Origin of the sequence: Saccharothrix sp. NRRL B-16348, assembly GCF_001280085.1 — a bacterium.
Taxonomy (GTDB): Bacteria; Actinomycetota; Actinomycetes; order Mycobacteriales; family Pseudonocardiaceae; genus Actinosynnema.
This window is the reverse complement of the sequence record NZ_LGED01000114.1, coordinates 70,134-88,732: the sequence shown is the minus strand read 5'-3', so window position 1 is coordinate 88,732 and position 18,599 is coordinate 70,134. Positions and strand designations below refer to the sequence as shown.

Here is an 18,599-nt window from a genome sequence, read left to right as displayed (position 1 = left end):
CTGCCCAGTCACAACTTGTGCGGCGTGCGACCGGCACGTCACCGTACAAGCCCGGAGGGTGACCATGAGCGAGGTTGCGCAGATGACGGTGGACTTCACGCGGGAAGCGGAGCGGTACCGGCACGAGCTGCGGGTGCACTGCTACCGGCTGCTCGGCTCGTTCGACGAGGCCGAGGACCTGGTGCAGGAGACGTTCCTCAAGGCGTGGCGCGCCCGGGACACCTTCGAGGGTCGGTCGTCGTTCCGCGCGTGGCTGTACCGGATCGCCACGAACGCGTGCCTCGACGTGATCAACCGCCGTCCCGCGCACGGCGTCACCGACGAGATGCCCGCGGCCGACGTGCCGTGGCTGCAGCCGTTCCCGGACGCCCTGCTGGACGCCGAGCCGGACGTGGAGGTGGTGGCGCGGGAGACGATCGAGCTGGCGTTCCTGGCCGCGGTGCAGCACCTGCCCGCCAAGCAGCGCGCGGTGCTGGTGCTGCGGGACGTGCTGGGCTGGCCGGCGAGCGAGACGGCGGCGTTGCTGGAGGACAGCGTGCCCGCGGTGAACAGCGCGCTGCAACGCGCCCGCGTCACCATGCGCAAGCACCTGCCGCCACGGCGTGCCGACTGGACGGGCGAGCCGAACCCGCGGGAGAAGGCGGTGGTCCGCAAGCTCGTGGAGGCCACCGAGCGCTGCGACCTGGAGCTGATGGCGTCGGCGTTGCGGGAGGACGTCACCTGGACGATGCCGCCGCAGCCCGAGTGGCACGTCGGCCGCGACACCATGATCGACATCTGGACGCCGGTGATGGTGGGCCCGGAGGCGTTCGGCGAGTGGAAGGTGCTGGAAACGCGGGCCAACCGGCAGCCCGCGCTCGCCAACTACGCCCGCAAGCCCGGCGAGGAGCACTTCCGGCCGGTGGCGCTGGACGTGCTGCGGATCGAGGACGGGGAGATCGCGGAGATCATCACGTTCGGGTCCGACCGGTTCCCGCTCTTCGGCCTCCCGGCGACGCTGTGAGCTTCGACGTCCGGCTGGTGACGGTGGCGGCCGACCGCCCCTACGACCCGCGGGAGTGGCACGACGCGCTGGTGATCGTGCTCAGCGGCACGCTCGACCTGGACGGCGAGCTGTTCGGGGAGGGGTCGGTGCTGGCGCTGGCCGGGTTGCCGCTGGAAGTCCTGCGCCGGCACGGCGGGCAGCCCGCCGTGCTGGCCGCGGTGACCCGGTCAACGCCCGGCGAACACGCCTCGGGCGAAGGCGACGAGCTCGGCGGGCGCCGACTCGGGGGAACCGGCCCGGTAGGGCGGCTCGGGGTCGTACTCGATGAACAGCTGCGTGAACCGGGCCCGCTCGTCGCCCCAGATCCGGCCGACGAGGGTGAGCGCCATGTCGATCCCGGCGGACACCCCGGCGCCGGTGACCACGGACCCGTCGACCACCACCCGTTCGGTGCTGACCACCGCGCCGCGGGCGGCCAGCTCGTCGCGCAACGCCCAGTGCGTGGTCGCCGGGCGGCCGTCGAGGATCCCGGCCTGCGCCAGCAACGTCGACCCGCTGCACACCGACGTGGTCCAGGTCGCGGTCGGGTGCGCCGTGCGCAGCCACGCCGCGACGACGCCCTCCGCCAACACCTCCGCCCAACCGCCGCCGCCGGGCACCACGATCACGTCGGCGCGGTCCAGCTCGGCGAACGTGGTCGTCGGCACGATCGTCAGCCCGGCGTCGGTGATCACCGGTTCGAGCGAGGCGGCGACGAAGTGCGCGGTCACCTCCGGCTGGTGGCCGAGCACCTCGTACGGCCCCACCAGGTCCAGCGCGGTCATCCGCGGGTAGAGCACGAAAGCCACGTCCATGGCGATTCCCCCTGTTCTCATGCCGCACCGGTGGTGCGGAACCTGTCCCGGTAGCCGCCCGGCGGCACGCCGAGCACCCGCAGGAACGCCCGGCGCAGCGTCTCCGCCGAGCCGAAACCCGCGCGCCTGGCGACGACGTCCAACCCCTCGTCACCGGACTCCAACAACCCCGCCGCCGCCTCCACCCGGACCCGTTCGACGTACCGGGCGGGTGACACGCCGACCCGGCGCGGGAACACGCGGGCGAAGTGCCGCGGGCTCATCGCGGCGCGGCGGGCCATGCCCTCGACCGTCCAGCCGGCCGCCGGGTCGTCGGCGATCGCGTCGAGCACCGCCCGCAGCCCCGGTTCCCGCACCGGCGGCACCTGTGAGCGCACGCTGAACTGCGACTGGCCGCCGGGGCGTTGCAGGAACACCACCATCCAGCGGGCGACCAGGCGGGCGAGGGCGGCGTCGTGGTCGCGTTCCACCAGCGCCAGCGCGAGGTCGATGCCCGCGGTGACGCCGGCGGACGTGACCAGCCGCCCGTCCCGCACGTAGATCGCGTCCGGCACCACGTCCACCGACGGGTGGTCGGCCGCGAGCCGGTCGCAGTAGGCCCAGTGCGTGGTGGCGCGGGCGCCGTCCAGCAGTCCCGCCGCCGCCAGCACGAACGCGCCGGTGCACACGCTGGCCACCCGCCGCGCGCCGCCCGCGACCCGCCGCAGGTGGTGCAGCAGTTCGGCGTCACGGGCCGCGTCGGCGAACGTGAAGCCGCCGACCACGAGCACGGTGTCCACCCCGCCGGACACCTCCCGCAGGTCCTCGGCCTCCATCCGCAACCCGCCGGTCACCTCGAACCCGCCGCCGACCCCCGCCAACCGCACCCGGTAGCCGCCACCCGCCCGTTCGGCCTCGCACGCCCGGTTCGCGCCGGCGAACACGTCCGCCGGGCCCGCGATGTCGGTCAGCGCCGCACCGTCGTACCCGACCACCAGGACCTCGCGTTCCACACCGCCCACCCTCTCCGCCTCCCGGGACGGCGGCAACGACCGGCGACCCTCGATTCCCGCCACGCTACGTTCGTGCCGTGCTCAGGATCGAGATCGAGGGCGGACCGCCGACCGTCGACCACTTCGTGCCCGGCCTGCTCGCCAACTACGGCCACTTCACGGCCATGCAGGTCCGCGACCGCCGGGTGAAGGGCCTCGACCTGCACCTGCGCCGGCTCGACCAGGCCAACCGGGAGCTGTACGGCGCGCCGCTGCACGGCGACCGCGTCCGCGCCCTCCTCTCGCACGCGCTCGCCGACGACGTCCGTGACGCGGCCGTGCGGGTCGTCGTGTTCGGCTTGGACGCGCCGTCGGTGATGGTCGTGGTGCGCCCGCCCGTCACTCCCCCGGCGACGCCGCGGCGCTTGATGTCCGTCGACTACACGCGCCCGTTGCCGCACGTGAAGCACATCGGCGGCTTCGGCCAGCTCCACCACGGCCGCCGCGCCGAGCGGGCCGGGTACGACGACGCGCTGCTCACCGCCGGCGGTGTCGTGGTGGAGGGCGCGATCGCCAACATCGCGTTCTTCGACAACGATGACGACGTCGTGTGGCCGCAGGCGGACTGGCTGCACGGCACCACCATGCAGCTGCTGGAACGACGGCTGCCGTCGCGTCGCGAGGTGGTGCGGCTGGCCGACGTGGGCCGCTACCGCGGTGCGTTCCTGTGCAACTCGATCGGCGTCGTCGCGGTGTCGCGCATCGACGACGTGGGCTTCGCCGTGGACGCCGAGGCACTCGCACGTGTCCAGGCCGCCTACGACGCGATTCCCGCCGACGTGGTTTGAGTAGATCCACCGATGCCCGCCGCGCCCGGATCACGAGAGCGTGTGCACGTGATCGACTACCGGGTTCCCCTGCAGATCGCCGTGGTGTGGCTCGTCATGGGACTGTCCACGGCGTTCGTCGGCTGGCTGGTGCTGTTCGGCTTCTTCGTCCAGAGCGCCCTGCTGGTCCTGATCGGCATGGTCGGCCCGTTCGCGGTGGTGTACCTGGTCGGCACGTTCACCACCCGCGGCAGCCCGCTGACGGCCAAGCCGCTGCCCCGGCTCGGCTGGGCGGCGCTCGTCACCGTGCTCGGGCTCGTCGGCGCCGTGTTCTACAACGCGGTGGTGGAGTCGAGCGGGCCCGGCAAGCCGCCGTCGTGGCTCGCGCTGCCCGCGCTCGGCGCGTCGTTCGCGCTGGTCGCGGCGATGCTGGCGCACGGTCTGGTGGTCCGGCTCGTGGCCGGCGCGGTGACCGTGGCCGCCGTGGCCTTCGGCGTCTGGCTGCCCACCACGATGCCCGACGACGACGCCGCGTCCCGCATCGCGCACGCCGACCTGCCCGGTGGCGTGCTGCTGATCGCCACGCCCGAGGGCTACGAGTTCCCGCGGCTGCACGTCTCCGACGGTCGGGCCACGCTGGACTACAGCACGTCCGAGCAGGGCGGCGGCGAGTTGAAGGCGTTCCCCCGGCTGGTGCTGCTGCCCGGCTCCGACGGGACGGCGGAACCCGAGTACCGGCCGGACCGGGTCAACCACGTGTTCGTGCGGCGGATCGGCGACGTGGACGCGGTCGCCGTGGTGACGAAGATGGCCGACGTCGAGGCCGTGCGGGAGTTCGTGCTGTCCGTGCGGCCCGCGACCGACGACGAGGTCAAGCGCCTCCTGCCGGTGGCGCCCGACCGGCGCAACCGCGACGTGCTCCGGCGCTTCGCGAACACGTGGGCCCGGCTGTTCTGACCCGTCCCGCTCAGACCGCCGGCGGCCGGTCCTCGTACGGCGTGGACAGCACGACCGTGGTGCGGGTGGACACGTTCGCCACCTCGCGGATCTGCCTCAGCAGCTCCTCCAGCGCGTGCGGCGACGCTACCCGCACCCGCAGCACGTAGGAGGCGTCACCGGCGACGGAGTAGCACGCCTCGATCTGCGGCAGGTGCTCCAGCCGTTTCGGGTAGTCGTCCGGAGCCGCCGGGTCGATCGGGGTCAGCGAGATGAACGCGGTCAGCGGCAGGCCGACCTCGTCGCCGTCCAGCCGCGCCGCGTAGCCGCGCACCACGCCACGCTGCTCCAGCCGCCGCACCCGCTGGTGCACGGCGGACACGCTCAGCCCGACCCGTTCGGCGAGGTCGGTGAAGCTGCACCGGCCGTCGGCCGCCAGTTCGCGCAGGATCGCCCGGTCGATCGGCTCCAGGTTCGTCACGCGGGCAACACCACCAGCGCGTGCGGCCGGGTGTTGACGCTCTCCACGCCGTCGGCGGTGGCGATCACGATGTCCTCGATCCGCGCGCCCCACCGTCCGGGCAGGTAGATGCCGGGTTCGACGCTGAACGCCATGCCCGGCTCCAGCGGCAGGTCGTTGCCGCCGACGATGTAGGGGTCCTCGTGCACGTCCAGCCCGATGCCGTGGCCCGTGCGGTGGACGAAGTACTCGCCGAAACCCGCGTCGGCGATGATCTCGCGCGCGGCGGCGTCCACGGCGGCGCAGGTGACGCCCGGCCGCACCGCGTCGACGGCGGCCTGCTGCGCGGCCTGCAGGACCGCGTAGGTCGGCCAGACGTCGGCGTCACGGGGCTCGCCGAGCACGTAGGTGCGGGTGGAGTCGGAGTTGTAGCCCTCGGCCACCGGCCCGCCGATGTCGACCACCACCACGTCACCGGCCTCGATCACCCGGTCGGACACGTCGTGGTGCGGCGAGGCGCCGTTCGGGCCCGAGGCGACGATGACGAACTCCGCCAGGGTGTGGCCTTCGGCGACGATCGCGGCGGCGATGTCGGCGCCCACCTCGGCCTCCGTGCGGCCGGGGCGGAGCCACTCGGCCATGCGCGCGTGCACCCGGTCGATCGCCGCGCCCGCCTTGCGCAACGCGGCCACCTCGGCGTCGTCCTTGCGCATCCGCAGCTCGCGCAGGACCGGCCCGGCGAGCACCTGGTCGTCGCCGACGACGTCCCGCAACCGCAACGTGTGCAGCGCGGGCATCATGTCGGAGACCGCGGTCCGGTTCCCCTTCAACGCCCTCTTGACCAGCGCGTACGGGTCCTCGCCGTCCACCCAGGTGGCGACTTCGACCCCCAGTTCGTCGGTGGGGACGCCGGCGTACCCGGGGTGCTCCAGCTTGGGCACCACCAACACCGGTTTCCCGCCGACGGGCAGCACGAGACAAGTCAACCGCTCGAACGACGTGCCGCCCGCTCCGAGGAGGTAGCGCAAATCCGAACCGGGCGCGATGAGCAACGCGTCAACGCCCGCGATGGAGGCGGCAGCGGTAGCCCGGTCGAGGCGCGCGCGCAGGGCGTCCACGTCGACGGGCCCAACTTGGGTCGACATGCGGGAAAGCCTAGTGGTGCAACCCCCGTCCCACGCCACACGCCACCGTGCCGCCGGCAGTGTCGCTCGATCGGGGCAGCACCCAGCCCTACCTGCCGTTTCCCGCCAACCTCTTCCACGACCGAGTGAACCTGGAAAATCCGATGAACAAAAACGCCGTTATCCGCCCACTGAAACGTCGGTTGAAACAATGAGGCCCGCCGCAACCACCCCCATGCCTCAGCCCCACACCCACCCGCCCTCTCCCTCCCACCGGACCCATTGGGTTATCCACAGGAACGAGCGGAGCAGTCGGCGATGTCGGTGGTCTCTGGCAAGCTGTCCCAGGTGAGCAATCCGCTGGTCCTGATGGACGCCGCCAGCCTGTACTTCCGGGCGTTCTACGCGTTGCCCGAGTCCATGACCGCCCCGGACGGCACACCGGTCAACGCGGTGCGCGGGTTCGTCGACACGATCGCGAGGGTCATCACCGAGCGGAAGGCGAGCCGCCTGGTCGCCTGCCTGGACGCCGACTGGCGCCCGGCGTTCCGCGTCGCCGCACTCCCGTCGTACAAGGCGCACCGCGTCGCCGAGGGCGCCGCCGACGGCGAGGAAGAGGTGCCCGACACCCTCACCCCGCAGGTGCCGATCATCCTCGACGTGCTGGACGCGGTGGGCATCGCGACCGCCGAAGCCGACGGCTACGAGGCCGACGACGTCATCGGCACCCTCGCCGCCCGCGAGAACATCGACCCCGTCGAGGTCATCACCGGCGACCGCGACCTGTTCCAGGTCGTGCGCGACGAGCCGACCGAGGTGCGCGTCCTCTACCTCGGCCGCGGGTGGGCGAAGGCCGAGTTGCTCGGGCCGGAGGAGCTGGCCGCCAAGTACGCGCTGCCGGTGCACGACGCCGGGCGCGCGTACGCCGGCATGGCCGTGCTGCGCGGCGACCCGTCGGACGGCCTGCCCGGCGTGGCCGGCATCGGCGAGAAGACGGCGGCGAAGCTGATCAGCGAGTTCGGTTCGCTGCAAGCCGTCCTCGACGCCGTCCATGACGGCCGCGACCGCAAACTCACCACCCGCGCCCGCACCGCGCTGCTCAACGCCCAGGACTACCTCGCCGTCGCACCGACCGTGGTCAACGTGGCGACCGACGCCAAGATCGTCATGGACCGCCCGGACGTCGTGCCCGCGGCCCCCGCCGACCCGGACCGCGTCGCCGAGCTGACCCGGCGTTGGGGCCTGGGCAGCTCGCTGCCCAGGCTGCTGTCCGCGATGGAACGCCGCTAGCCACGCCAGGCCGCCGGCCGCCTGCGGTGCCACGCCAGGCCGTAGCCGCCTGCGGCGGGATCACGAACGCGGTTCACGACAGCGATTCGCAACCGCGGTTCGCAACCGCGGTTCGCGACCGCAGGCCGCAAGCGGGACCGGGGCGGGTGGAAGGACCGACGACGGAGGCGGGCGCCGGGGCGCGAGGCAGGGGCAGGAGCGCGGTCGAGGCAGAAGCGCGGCGCGGCTGGAAGCGTGGCCGGGGTTAGAAGTAGGTGCCGCTCCACGGGGGCTCGGAGACCTCGAACAGGGCATCGGCGCGGACGAGGGCGGTTGGGTCGACGACGTCCAGGCGGCGCGTGGCGGCCAGGGTGGAGAACGACACGTCGCCCAGGTACGTCGAGGCGAGGACATCCACGTCCAGCACCAGTTCGGGCGCCTCGTCGACCCGGGTCACGCCGTCCGCGGAGACGCGGTACGAGCCCGAGTTCTCCGGCAGGTACGCGTCGCGCACGCCGAGCACCACCGGCTCGGCGTGGCGGTACGTTCGCGCCGACAGGGCGGCCGGGACGTCGAGCAGGCGCAGCCACGTCTCGTCGACCTCCTCGGCGATCCGGCACGCGCGACGGTCGCCCAGGAGCCACTGCACCGGCTCGTCCACCGGCCTGCCGTACGCCGCCACCTCCGCCACGAGGTCGACGCCGAGCACGAACAGCCACAGGTCGGCCCACGCCTCGGCGTCCCGAGCCCACAGGTCCATGACCATCAACGTGGTCGGCTTGTGGTCGCCCGATCCGTGCTCGCCGGGCACGACCTTGAACACCACGTAGCCGTCGTCGTCACCGGACGCGCCCGAGCGCACCGCGATCTTGATGTTCTCCTCGGCCGCCACGCGCCGGATGCTCAGGCCCCACCACGCGGGCCACCGGGAGATCGTGCCCGCGCGCACCGGCGACAGCTCCTCGAACAGCCCGTGCGCGATCCGCTCCCCCGCCTCGCCCTCGACCAGCCGCACCCGGCCGACGGGACGTGTGCGCGGGGCGGCCTGACGTCGGTCGATGCGCACGAACCGGTGCCTGGTGGCGACGCCGTAGCCGTAACGGCCGTAGATGGCGGTCTCAGAGGCGCGCAGGGTGGCGGCCACGTCGCCAGCCGACCGCAGCGCCCGAAGCTGCGCCCGCTGCAACGCGCTCAGCACGCCGCGGCGCGTCCAGTCCGCCCGCACCCCGACCCGGCTCACGGCCGCGTGCGGCACCACGGCGCCGCCCGGCACGGCCAGCTGTGACGGGAACGACTGGACCGTTCCGACCATCTCGCCGTCGGCGAACGCGCCGATCGCCCGTCCCGGGTAGTACGACTCCTGCACGAACTTCCACTGGTCGTCCGGTGCGGGAGTGTGGTGGAGCGTGCCGCGGAACAGGGTGTGGGCGGTCCGGTACTGGGAGTCGTCCAGCACGCGGATGTCGTGGTCGGTCACGCCAGCATGGTGCCCCAAGGTCGCTCGCATTGCTAACCAGATTCACCGCCCGGAAACCGCGAGGCCACCCCCGCGATGACGAGCGGGAGTGGCCTCGGGCACGAACGGGAGATCAGCCGGCGGGCTGGCCGACCTCGTACTCGCCGTCCTCGGTCTTCACGGTGATCTTGACCGTCTTGTCCTTGCCGCCGACCTTCACCGTGCACTCGAAGGTCGTGTTCGGCTTGACCTCCTGCTCGGCCGGGCAGGTCGCGCTCTCCACGTCGGAGATCTTGTAGTCGTCCTTCAGCACGCCGACGACACCGCTCTGCACGGCCGCCTGGTCGAAGACCTTGGTGTTGAAGAACCCCGGCGCGACGAATCCGGTGATGCCGACGGCCGCGACCACCAGCACGACCAGCGCGACGACGACCCACAGCACGGCGCTGGACTTCTTCGGCGGCGGCTGCTGGCCGTACTGCCCCGGCTGCCCGAACTGGCCGGGCTGCTGGCCGTACTGACCAGGCTGCCCCGGCTGGCCGAACTGCCCCGGCTGCTGCCCGAACTGGCCCTGCTGCGGCTGCCCGTACGGGTTCGACTGCGGGTTGTTCGGGTCGTACCCGGCCGGGTACTGCTGCGTGTACGGCTGCTGGCCCGGCTGCTGCCCCCACTGCTGCTGCGACGGATCCGGCTGCCCGTAGGGGTTGGGCTGCTGAGCGGGGAAACCACCCGACGGCGTGCCGGGGTACCCACCACCGTAGGGCTGTTGCTGCTGGCCCCACTGCGGCTGCGGGTCGTTCCCTCCGGACGGTCCGTACGGACTGGTCATGCTCGGCCTCCGACGGTCGGTCTGGACAAGGTCGGTCTGAAAACGATCTGGACAAGCTGTTCAAGGCTTGCGGGCGCGATCAAACCACAGGTGTGCTGATGACACCCACCCGCCCCGCAAAGCTTTGTCAAACGGTGGCCATCGCCACCACCCCGCGGCGCAGCGCGTCGACGGCCTTCCGGGCGGCGGCGCCCACCGGATCGCCGCCGCCGACGACGTCCCGGATCTGGTCGAGGAAGTCGATCACCTGCCGGCACCACCGGACGAAGTCGCCCGCGCCGAGCTCGGCGCCGTTCTCCTCGGCGGCGGACAGCACCTTCTCCAGCGACTCGCCGCGCGCCCACCGGTACACGGCCCACGCGAACCCCGGGTCGGGCTGCCGGGTCCGGTCGAGCCGGTGCCGGCGCTCGTCGTCCTCCAGTTCCGCCCACAGCCGCGCGGTCGCGGTCAACGCGTCGGCCACCTTGCCCGGTGGCAGCCGCGCTTCCAGCGGACCGTCCCGGCGCGCCTCGTACACCAGCGCCGACACGACCGCGGCGAGTTCCGCCGGATCGAGGTCACGCCACACGCCGTGCCGCAGGCATTCCGCGGCGAGCAGGTCGGATTCGCTGTAGAGCCTGGTCAACCGCTTGCCGTGCTCGGTGACCTCTTCGCCGGGTCCGCTTTCCTCGACGTGCAGGTAGCCGCGTTCGCGGAGCAGGCCGCGGATCCGGTCGAACTCGCGGGCCAGCGAGTGCGTGGTGGCGGCGACCTTGCGCTCCACCTGTTCGGTCTCGGCCAGCAGCCGGTGGTAGCGCTCGCCCCAGCGGGCGTGCTCCTCGCGCTTCTCGCAGCCGTGGCACGGGTGGGCGCGCAACGCCCGCCGCAACGTGTTCAGTTCGGCGTCGTCGTCCGCCGTCGACCGGCGTTTCCGCATCACCGGCGCGGTGATCCCGGTGGCGCGCAACGACGCCGCCAGGTCGCGCCGCGACTTCGGCGACCGCGTGTCGACCTGCTTCGGCAGCCGCATCTTGCCGAGCACCTCGACGGGCATGGGGAAGTCCGCCGACGACAGCCGACCGGCCCACCGGTCTTCGGTGACGACGAACGGGCGCGCCTCGCCGAGCGGTTCCAGACCCGGGTCGATCACGACGGCCAGCCCGGACCGGCGCCCGGACGGCACCGCGATCACGTCGCCCTTGCGCAGCCGTTCCAACGACTGCGCCGCCTCGGCCCGCTTCGCCGAGGTGTTCTGCCGCGCCAACGCCTTCTCGCGCTCGGCGACGCGGCGGCGCAGTGACGCGTACTCCGTGAAATCGCCGAGGTGGCACGTCATCGCCTCGGCGTAGCCGCCGAGCGCCTCGCGGTTGCGCTCGATCCGCCGGGCGAGTCCGACCACCGACCGGTCGGCCTGGAACTGGGCGAACGACTGCTCCAGGATTTCCCGGGCCGCCGCCGCGCCGAGCTGGTTGACGAGGTTGACGGCCATGTTGTAGCCGGGCCGGAACGACGACCGCAGCGGGTAGGTGCGGGTGGACGCGAGGCCGCCGACGGCTTTCGGGTCGACCCCGGGCTGCCACACCACGACCGCGTGGCCTTCGACGTCGATGCCGCGCCGCCCGGCGCGGCCGGTGAGCTGCGTGTACTCGCCGGGCGTGAGGTCGACGTGCGCTTCGCCGTTGTACTTGACCAGCTTCTCCAGCACGACGGTGCGCGCGGGCATGTTGATGCCGAGCGCCAGCGTCTCGGTGGCGAACACGACTTTCACCAGGCCGCGGACGAACAGTTCCTCCACGGTTTCCTTGAACGCGGGCAGCAGGCCGGCGTGGTGGCTGGCGATGCCGCGTTCGAGCGCTTCGCGCCACTCCCAGTAGCCGAGCACCATCAGGTCGCCCTGGGGCAGGTCCTTGGTCTTCTCCTCGATGACCTCGCGGATCTGCTCGACCTCGGCTTCGGAGTTGAGCCGCAGCCCGGCTCGCACGCACTGCAGCACGGCCGCGTCGCAGCCGGCGCGGCTGAACACGAAGTCGATGGCGGGCAGCAGGCCCGCGCCGTCGAGCCGCTGCACGATGTCGACCCGTGACGGCGGCTTGAACCCGGAGCCGCGCGGCGGGCGGCCGCGCTGGTCCTTGTTGTTGCGGTTGCGGCTCCACGGCACGTGGAAGCGGGACAGGTCTTCGGTGTGGCGCAGCAGCTGCGGGTTGATGCGGGTGTGCCCGTCGGGGGCGTCGCCGGCGAACAGGTCCATCATCCGGCCGCCCGCCATCATGTGCTGCCACAGCGGCACGGGCCGGTGCTCGTCGACCACGACGGTGGTGTCGCCGCGCACCTCGACCAGCCACTCGCCGAACTCCTCGGCGTTGCTGACGGTGGCGGACAGGCCGACGAGCCGCACGGACTCGGGCAGGTGCAGGATCACTTCTTCCCACACGGGGCCGCGGAACCGGTCGGCGAGGTAGTGGATCTCGTCCATCACGACGTAGGCGAGTGTGTTCAGCGTGTGCGAGCCCGCGTACAGCATGTTGCGCAGGACTTCGGTGGTCATCACGACGATCGGCGCGTCGCCGTTGACCGACGTGTCGCCGGTGAGCAGGCCGACCTTGTTCGCGCCGTAGCGGGCGACGAGGTCGGCGTACTTCTGGTTCGACAGTGCCTTGATCGGCGTCGTGTAGAAGCACTTGCGGCCCTCGGAGAGGGCCAGGTGGACGGCGAACTCGCCGACGACCGTCTTGCCGGCGCCGGTGGGTGCGCAGACCAGCACGCCGTGCCCGTCTTCCAGCGCCTCGCAGGCGCGTTCCTGGAACGGGTCGAGTTCGAACGAGATGACCCCCAGGAAGTCGGCCAGCTTGGGCCGGGAGGAGCGGCGGCGGAAGTCCGCGTACGAGTCGGCTGGAGACCGCGGAGTGCTTGACACCTGTCCAGGCTGTCATACGGGACCGACAAAATCGCTTCAGATCCGCGGCGGACCCCGGAACCTGCCCGCGCGGGCGCTCCCGAACACTTCTTTTGGTCAACACTGAAGCTATAGAGACCATAGGGGCGGACCATGGGGCACACTCGGGAGCCGTGGCCGCGATTCCGTTGGTGGAGGGCGATCTCCGGTGGGTATTCCCCGACCTGGTCGAGGTCGAGGCGGTGCTCACCGTGCTGAGGCTGGCCGAGGCACGGGTCGAGCGGCTGGCCGGCCGCCTCGGCAGACCGGGCGCCGGCCTGGTGTTCGACCACCTGCCCGGCGCGCCCTACGCGGGGTTGTCGGCTCTCGCCGAGTTCGAGGAAGTGGCCTTCCACGTGCACGTCTCACTGCCCCGCGACCCGCACCGCAACGTGCTGAGACCGCCTCCGCCGTGGCAGGTGGAGGGCGAGATCTCGGTCCGCTGCGACGCGATCCGGGACTGCGGCAGGCACGAGATCGAGAGCGTCGGGTCGGCGCACGACACGCCGTTGGACGCGGCCGACGGCGTGCTGACGGTCGCCGGTTGGCTGCTCGACCGGGGCACGGCGCAGCCGCACGCCTCGTGGCGCAAGCGGGACGTGCTCAGCCGGCACCGGTGACGGCGGTGAGGGCGCCCGGGACGCAGGTGGTCGTCAACGGCACACCGCTGAGCCGCTCACCGTCCGCGTAGGCCACCCAGGACGGCCCGGACAGCCGCGCGGAACGGGCCCGGAGGGTGCGCACGGCCGGGTGGTCCACGTGCCGCCCGGTGCGCAGCGTGGGCAGCATCCGCAGCAGGGTGCGCCGCGGCGCGGCCCGCACCACGGTCAGGTCGAACAGGCCGTCGGTCGTCGAGGCGTCCGGGCACACCGGGATGCCGCCGCCGTAGCTGGTCGTGTTGCCGACCGCGACCAGCAGCGCGTCCAGTTCCAGCACGTCGTCCTCGGTCTCGACCACCAGCCGCTGCGGCCTCAGCGCCGCGAGCTCGGCCAGGATCGCCAGGTCGTAGCGGCGGGGTCCGGCGGGCCAGCGCATCGCGTTCGCGCGCTCGTTGACCGCCGAGTCGAAGCCCGCGCACAGGACGGTGGCGAACCAGGGGCCGTGCTCCACGCGCCCCAGGTCGAACGGGGTGCGGTTGCCCTCGCGCAACGCGGTCACCACGTCGTCCACCGAGGTGGTGCCCAGGGCGGTGGCCAGGTCGTTCCCGGTGCCGGCGGGCACCACGGCCAGCGCGGTCGAGGACTCCGCGCACGCCTGCAGCGCCAGGTGGGCGCCGCCGTCGCCACCGAGGACCACCAGGACGTCGACGCCTTCGGCCACCGCCCGGCGCGCGGCTTCGGTGGTGCCCTCCGCGGTCCGCGCCACGTGCAGGTCGAGCCGGTCGACCACGCCGCGCAGCCGTTCCGCGACGGTGCCTGCCATGCGGGCGGCCCTGCCCTTGCCCGAGGCGGTGCACACCAGCAGGGCCGCTCGCGTTGACGTCGACATGGTCGGGAAGCCTACAAAGGCTTCACCGGATCAGGTGATCTCACTCAGGTCACGTCGTCGTAGCGCACCCGGCCGGGAGGCTCCGGCGTCGGGGGGTCGAGCGTGGGCCCCAGCTTCGGTGGCGGCCCCGGGTCCGGTGTCGGCACCGGCTCGGGTGACGGTTCCTCGACCGCCTCCGGCGTGTAGTCGAACGGCGCGGCCTCGTCGTCCGGGATGTCGTCCAGGCCCTCGGCCTTGCGCCTGCGCTCGACCCGCCGGTCGTGCACCCGGGCGATCTGGATGGCCACCTCGAACAGCAGCACGAGCGCCACGGCCAGCGCGACCATGGAGATCGGGTCGGTGCCCGGTGTGGCGATCGCGGCGAAGACGAACAGGCCGAAGATGATGCCGCGCCGCCACTTGTTCAGCTTCTCGTAGCTGACCACGCCGACCTGGTTGAGCATCACCACGATCAGCGGCAGCTCGAAGCTCACGCCGAAGATCAGCAGCAGCGTCATGACGAAGCTGACGTACTCACCGGCGGTGAGGGCGGTGATGAAGCGGTCGTCACCGAAGCCGACCAGGACCGCCAAGCCCTGCGGCACGACGTAGAACGCGAGCGTGGCGCCCGCGACGAACAGCACCGACGCGAACGCCACGAACACGACGGCGAAGCGCCGCTCCTTGGCGTACAGGCCCGGCGAGATGAACCGCCACACCTGGTAGAGCCAGAAGGGCGCGGTCACCGCCATGCCCGCACCGGCGCCGACCTTCAGCCGGATCATGAAGACCTCGAACGGCTTGGTCTGCAGCAGCTGGCAGCCCTTGCCCTCCTGCGTGAGCCGCATGGTCTCCGGGATGCCGCAGTACGGGTCGATGACGATCTGGCCGAGGCTGGGCAGGCCGAAGGGTTGCCAGCTCCACCAGATGAAGCCGAAGACCGCGCCGCACGCGATGAAGACCAGCGCCAACCCCAGCCGGTGCCGGAGGTCGTAGAGGTGGTGCTTCAACGACATGGTGCCGTCCGGGTTCGCCCGACGACTCGTGATCTTGCGGCGCTCCCTGCGCTGGGCCCACCACCGGACCGGACTTGCCCCCACCGTGCGGACCGTCCTTAGGCTCTAGTTGACGCGGCTCTAGTTGGTGTTCTGCTTGTTCTGCAGGTTCTGCGCGGACTGCTCGATGGGCTGGGCCACCTGCGGCTGCGGCACGGGCTGGGCCGCCTGCTGGGGCTGCGCGACCGGCTGCTGGGCCACCTGCGGCTGGGCGGCAGGCAGCTGCTGCGGCGCGGGCACCTGCTGCGCCGTCGTCGTGCCCGGCTGCTGCTGCGGCTCGTCCTCGCTGCGCAGGCCCTTGGTCTCGGCCTTGAGGATCTTCGCCGAACGGCCGATGGAGCGCGCCATGTCGGGCAGCTTCTTCGCGCCGAAGAGCAGGATGATCACCACGGCGATGATGATCAGTTCGGTTGGTCCGAGGCTAGGCACGGTTGTCCTCCTGTCTCCCCCGGTCCACCGATGGTACGCGGGGCTTGCCCTCACGGGCGTGATCCGGACGCCGTTCGGCGAGGGCCACCCCGAGCGCGGCGGACCGCGCTCGCAGCAGACCGACGCCATCGCCGACCCTGTCACCCACCAGAGTGCTTGCGACGCGGAAGCGACGCAAGGATCGGATGACTCGGATCGTGATCGGGACAAGCACGACCACCCCGAGGACGATCAGCGCCAGGCTCGGCAAGTACGGCACGGCACTACCGTACTTGCCCTAGGTTGCCGGGAGGTGATCCGCCCGGCGCAACGCCGCCTCCGCCTGCCGGGCGACCTCGGCCACCAGGTCGGGCGGCTGCTCCACGTGCGCTTCACCGCCCAACCCGAGCAGCAGGCGCACCATCCAGGCCGTGTCGGCGTACCGCATGAGCACCCTGGCGCGGCCCTCGGGCAGCTCGACCAGGCCGTCGGTCGGGTAGTACTCGGCGACCCAGCGGGCGTCCGGTTCGAGCACGAGCACGGCCGTGCGCTGCGACGGGTCGGGCTGGAACAACCCCTCCGACGTGTCGGTGGGCGTGGCGTGCGGCGGCGGGGCGGCGGGCTCGTCCAGCACGTCGACGGCGTCGATCCGGTCGAGGCGGAACAGCCGCACGCCGTCGGCCGCGCGGCACCAGGCCTCCAGGTAGCCGCGGCCTTCGACGAGCAGCATCCGCATCGGGTCGACGACCCGGCCGGTGATCTCGTCGCGTGACGGCGTGTAGTAGCGCAGGTGCAGGGCTCGACCTCGGCGCACGCCGTCCGACACCGCGTCACGCACGCGTGCCGTCTCCGGCGCTTCCCGCAGGGCCAGCCCCACGGCCACGCCGGCGGGCTGCGCCTGGCCCACGGCGGCCTCGATCTTGGCCACCGCGCGCTGCACGGCGGCCTGGTCGGCCACGCCGGGCGTCTCGGCCAACGCGCGCAGCGCCACCAGCAGCGACGTCGCCTCGGCCGCGGTGAGCCGCAGCGGGCGGCTCATGCCCGCGTCGAACGTGACGGTGACCGTCTCGCCCTCGAACGACAGGTCGATCAGGTCGCCGGGGCCGTAGCCGGGCAGGCCGCACATCCACAGCAGTTCGAGGTCCTTGCGGATCTGCTTGGGCGTGACCTCGAAGTCGGCGGCGACCTCGTCGATCGGGATGCCGGGCCGGGCCAGCAGGTAGGGCACGAGGGCGAGCAGCCGGGGCAGCCGGTCGGTGGCGGCGTTCACGCGCGCACCCCCGCACCGCGCAGCGCGCCGAGCAGCTTCTCCCGCACGGTCTTGGCCAGCACTTCCGGTTCGAGCACCACCACGTCCGGGCCGAAGCCCGCGATCCACCCGGCGGCCGAGTCGGGGAACCTCAGCTCGATCTCCAGCACGTCGCCGGGCTCGCCGTCGAAGTCCCGGGCGCCGACGACCTTCGCCCGCCTGCGCACGCCCTGGGCCCGGCCGCGCGCGACCCACAGCTTGGCGGTGGCGGGCGGCTGGTCGGCGGCGGGCTGGTTGCGGACCACGAACGACAGCAGGTCGAACTGGTCGGGCCGGCGGACCGCGCCCGCCTTGCCGACCGCGCGGACGTCGCCGACGATGCGGGAGAGCCGGAAGCAGCGGGGCGCGTCGCGGTCGCGGTCGTGCCCGACGAGGTACCACCGGCCGCGCCAGGCGACCACGCCCCACGGCTCGACGGTGCGGGTGCGCACCTCGACCGGCACCGGGCGGCGGTAGTCGAACTCGACGACGCGCCCCTCCTGCACGGCCGCGAGCAGCGGCGGGAACGCGGGTTCGCTGGTGCGGACCTTCGGCTCGACCGGCACGTGCACGTCCTGGTCGACGTCCACGCCCGCGGCGCGGAGCTTGATGAGGGCGCCGTGCGCGGCGCCGGTGAACTGGGGGGAGTCCCACAGCCGGGCGGCGAGCGCCACGGCGGCGGCCTCGTCCGGTTCCAGGTCGATGTCGCCGAGCTCGTAGTCCCGGCGGGCGATGCGGTACCCGTCGATCGCGTCGAAGCCGGCGCTGCGGCCGGTCTCCAGCGGCACGCCGAGGTCGCGCAGCTCGGTCTTGTCGCGTTCGAACATGCGGAAGAACGCCTCGTCCGTCGGGGCGTCGGCATAGCCGGGGACGATGGCGCGGATGCGCTCCGCGGTCAGGTACTGACGGGTCGACAGCAGGCACAGCACCAGGTTGACGAGCCGTTCGGCACGTGCGATGGCCACACCGGAACCCTAACCCCGGACGAACACCCGGTGACGCCATCCCCGCCCGGAACGCGGATGAATGGTCCATTCAGCCGATTGCCGGGACGGACGCCGCGCCGCGGCGGGGTGCTTCCCGGGCGGCACACAGCCCGGGAAGCACCCCGTTCGCACAGGTCACGGCCCCGAGTCGGTCAGCCGCCGATGGCGTCGAGGCCGGCGCGGGCGAAGCGCTCGTCCAGGTCGCCGCTCGGCGCGCCGCCGACACCGATGCCCGCGACCGGCGCGCCGTCCGACACCACGGGCACGCCCCCGGCGAGGAACAGGGTGCCGGGGATGTCGCGCAGGGTCGCCCCGGCGCCGGTCACGCGGCCCGCCAGCACCGATGTCGGCGCGTTGAACGACACCGAGGTGAACGCCTTGCGGCGTGCCGACTCCTCGCTCTGCGGCCCGGCGCCGTCGCCGTGCAGCAGCACGACCAGGTCGCCGCCGCGGTCGACCACGGCGACCGTGACCCGCTGCCCCTCCTTCTCGGCCGCGTCCAACGCCGCCTGGGCCGCCTGGACGGCCGCGTCGACCGTGATCGTCGTCGCGGTCCGCACCGCGACACCGCTGCGCCCGTGCTGCTGGTCGGCCACCGCGTACCCGCCGGCGCCCGCCACGGACAACGCCACCAGCACCGCGATCGTGGTCTTGCGCATCGCCACACCCTCCTCGTCCGGTTCGTGTCGTGCTCCAGGCTCGCCGCGCCGGGACGTCCCGACCTGGTGGTTCCGGTCGAGCCCCGTTCAACCCATCGGTTGACCCCACGGGCC

General features: G+C 72.5%; 19 protein-coding genes. 5 read left to right on the top strand and 14 right to left on the bottom strand.

Going from position 1 to position 18,599, the window contains the following annotated elements; genetic code table 11:
• The first annotated feature begins 58 nt into the window (after nucleotides 1-58).
• Nucleotides 59-1,003: an RNA polymerase subunit sigma-70 gene (locus ADK67_RS13015; RefSeq protein ID WP_269435994.1), complete on the top strand. Its 945-nt coding sequence runs from the start codon at nucleotides 59-61 to the stop codon at nucleotides 1,001-1,003.
• A gap of 209 nt (nucleotides 1,004-1,212) precedes the next feature.
• On the opposite strand, the gene ADK67_RS13010 is transcribed toward ADK67_RS13015, so the two are convergent.
• Complete coding sequence (locus ADK67_RS13010; RefSeq protein WP_053716670.1) at nucleotides 1,213-1,839, bottom strand: DJ-1/PfpI family protein; 627 nt, start codon at nucleotides 1,837-1,839, stop codon at nucleotides 1,213-1,215.
• Between the two features lie 17 nt (nucleotides 1,840-1,856).
• The gene (locus ADK67_RS13005; protein ID WP_053716744.1) at nucleotides 1,857-2,831 is read right to left on the bottom strand and encodes a DJ-1/PfpI family protein; all 975 of its coding nucleotides are present in this window, start codon (nucleotides 2,829-2,831) and stop codon (nucleotides 1,857-1,859) included.
• A gap of 77 nt (nucleotides 2,832-2,908) precedes the next feature.
• Between ADK67_RS13005 and ADK67_RS13000 the strand changes: the two genes are divergently transcribed.
• Nucleotides 2,909-3,658 (top strand): aminotransferase class IV, encoded by a 750-nt coding sequence (locus ADK67_RS13000; RefSeq protein WP_053716669.1) that lies wholly within the window; start codon nucleotides 2,909-2,911, stop codon nucleotides 3,656-3,658.
• A gap of 48 nt (nucleotides 3,659-3,706) precedes the next feature.
• Nucleotides 3,707-4,594 carry a hypothetical protein gene (locus tag ADK67_RS12995; protein WP_157620240.1) on the top strand — a complete coding sequence of 296 codons (888 nt, stop codon included), beginning with the start codon at nucleotides 3,707-3,709 and terminating at the stop codon, nucleotides 4,592-4,594.
• A 10-nt stretch (nucleotides 4,595-4,604) separates the two neighbouring features.
• Here ADK67_RS12995 and ADK67_RS12990 read toward each other — a convergent pair whose 3' ends face one another.
• Both ADK67_RS12990 and ADK67_RS12985 read right to left on the bottom strand, forming a co-directional pair.
• Nucleotides 4,605-5,054: an Lrp/AsnC family transcriptional regulator gene (locus ADK67_RS12990; RefSeq protein WP_197289421.1), complete on the bottom strand. Its 450-nt coding sequence runs from the start codon at nucleotides 5,052-5,054 to the stop codon at nucleotides 4,605-4,607.
• A complete protein-coding gene (locus tag ADK67_RS12985; protein ID WP_053716667.1) occupies nucleotides 5,051-6,178 on the bottom strand; it encodes a M24 family metallopeptidase in 1,128 nt (375 codons plus the stop codon). The genes ADK67_RS12990 and ADK67_RS12985 overlap by 4 nt, the downstream gene beginning before the upstream one ends.
• A 327-nt stretch (nucleotides 6,179-6,505) precedes the next feature.
• Here ADK67_RS12985 and ADK67_RS12980 point away from each other — a divergent pair, with 327 nt between their 5' ends.
• Nucleotides 6,506-7,447: a 5'-3' exonuclease gene (locus ADK67_RS12980; RefSeq protein ID WP_053716742.1), complete on the top strand. Its 942-nt coding sequence runs from the start codon at nucleotides 6,506-6,508 to the stop codon at nucleotides 7,445-7,447.
• Nucleotides 7,448-7,691: 244 nt separating this feature from the next.
• On the opposite strand, the gene ADK67_RS12975 is transcribed toward ADK67_RS12980, so the two are convergent.
• The 3 genes from ADK67_RS12975 to ADK67_RS12965 all read right to left on the bottom strand — a co-directional run bounded on the left by ADK67_RS12975 (nucleotide 7,692) and on the right by ADK67_RS12965 (nucleotide 12,604).
• A complete protein-coding gene (locus ADK67_RS12975; RefSeq protein WP_063797586.1) occupies nucleotides 7,692-8,903 on the bottom strand; it encodes a GNAT family N-acetyltransferase in 1,212 nt (403 codons plus the stop codon).
• Between the two features lie 112 nt (nucleotides 8,904-9,015).
• The gene (locus ADK67_RS12970; protein WP_053716665.1) at nucleotides 9,016-9,711 is read right to left on the bottom strand and encodes a DUF4333 domain-containing protein; all 696 of its coding nucleotides are present in this window, start codon (nucleotides 9,709-9,711) and stop codon (nucleotides 9,016-9,018) included.
• A 127-nt stretch (nucleotides 9,712-9,838) separates the two neighbouring features.
• Nucleotides 9,839-12,604, bottom strand: coding sequence for a DEAD/DEAH box helicase (locus tag ADK67_RS12965; RefSeq protein WP_053716664.1), 2,766 nt, complete (start codon nucleotides 12,602-12,604; stop codon nucleotides 9,839-9,841).
• Between the two features lie 152 nt (nucleotides 12,605-12,756).
• Between ADK67_RS12965 and ADK67_RS12960 the strand changes: the two genes are divergently transcribed.
• The gene (locus ADK67_RS12960; RefSeq protein WP_053716663.1) at nucleotides 12,757-13,242 is read left to right on the top strand and encodes a hypothetical protein; all 486 of its coding nucleotides are present in this window, start codon (nucleotides 12,757-12,759) and stop codon (nucleotides 13,240-13,242) included.
• Here the strand turns inward: ADK67_RS12960 and ADK67_RS12955 are convergent.
• From ADK67_RS12955 to ADK67_RS12925, 7 genes are all read right to left on the bottom strand, one after another.
• Nucleotides 13,226-14,110 carry a diacylglycerol/lipid kinase family protein gene (locus tag ADK67_RS12955; RefSeq protein ID WP_053716662.1) on the bottom strand — a complete coding sequence of 295 codons (885 nt, stop codon included), beginning with the start codon at nucleotides 14,108-14,110 and terminating at the stop codon, nucleotides 13,226-13,228. The genes ADK67_RS12960 and ADK67_RS12955 overlap by 17 nt on opposite strands.
• A 44-nt stretch (nucleotides 14,111-14,154) precedes the next feature.
• The gene (gene tatC / locus ADK67_RS12950) at nucleotides 14,155-15,105 is read right to left on the bottom strand and encodes a twin-arginine translocase subunit TatC (protein WP_082403431.1); all 951 of its coding nucleotides are present in this window, start codon (nucleotides 15,103-15,105) and stop codon (nucleotides 14,155-14,157) included.
• A 120-nt stretch (nucleotides 15,106-15,225) separates the two neighbouring features.
• A complete protein-coding gene (gene tatA / locus ADK67_RS12945) occupies nucleotides 15,226-15,573 on the bottom strand; it encodes a Sec-independent protein translocase subunit TatA (protein WP_053716661.1) in 348 nt (115 codons plus the stop codon).
• Nucleotides 15,566-15,832, bottom strand: a complete 267-nt coding sequence (locus ADK67_RS12940) for a bacteriophage holin (RefSeq protein WP_063797585.1) — start codon at nucleotides 15,830-15,832, stop codon at nucleotides 15,566-15,568. Before ADK67_RS12940 ends, tatA begins: the two co-directional genes overlap by 8 nt.
• Nucleotides 15,833-15,850: 18 nt before the next feature.
• Entirely contained in the window at nucleotides 15,851-16,822 is a 972-nt protein-coding gene (locus ADK67_RS12935) for a helix-turn-helix transcriptional regulator (protein WP_053716660.1), read from the bottom strand.
• A complete protein-coding gene (locus ADK67_RS12930) occupies nucleotides 16,819-17,805 on the bottom strand; it encodes a helix-turn-helix transcriptional regulator (RefSeq protein WP_053716659.1) in 987 nt (328 codons plus the stop codon). Before ADK67_RS12930 ends, ADK67_RS12935 begins: the two co-directional genes overlap by 4 nt.
• A gap of 173 nt (nucleotides 17,806-17,978) precedes the next feature.
• Entirely contained in the window at nucleotides 17,979-18,485 is a 507-nt protein-coding gene (locus tag ADK67_RS12925) for a GlcG/HbpS family heme-binding protein (RefSeq protein ID WP_053716741.1), read from the bottom strand.
• Between the last annotated feature and the right edge of the window lie 114 nt (nucleotides 18,486-18,599).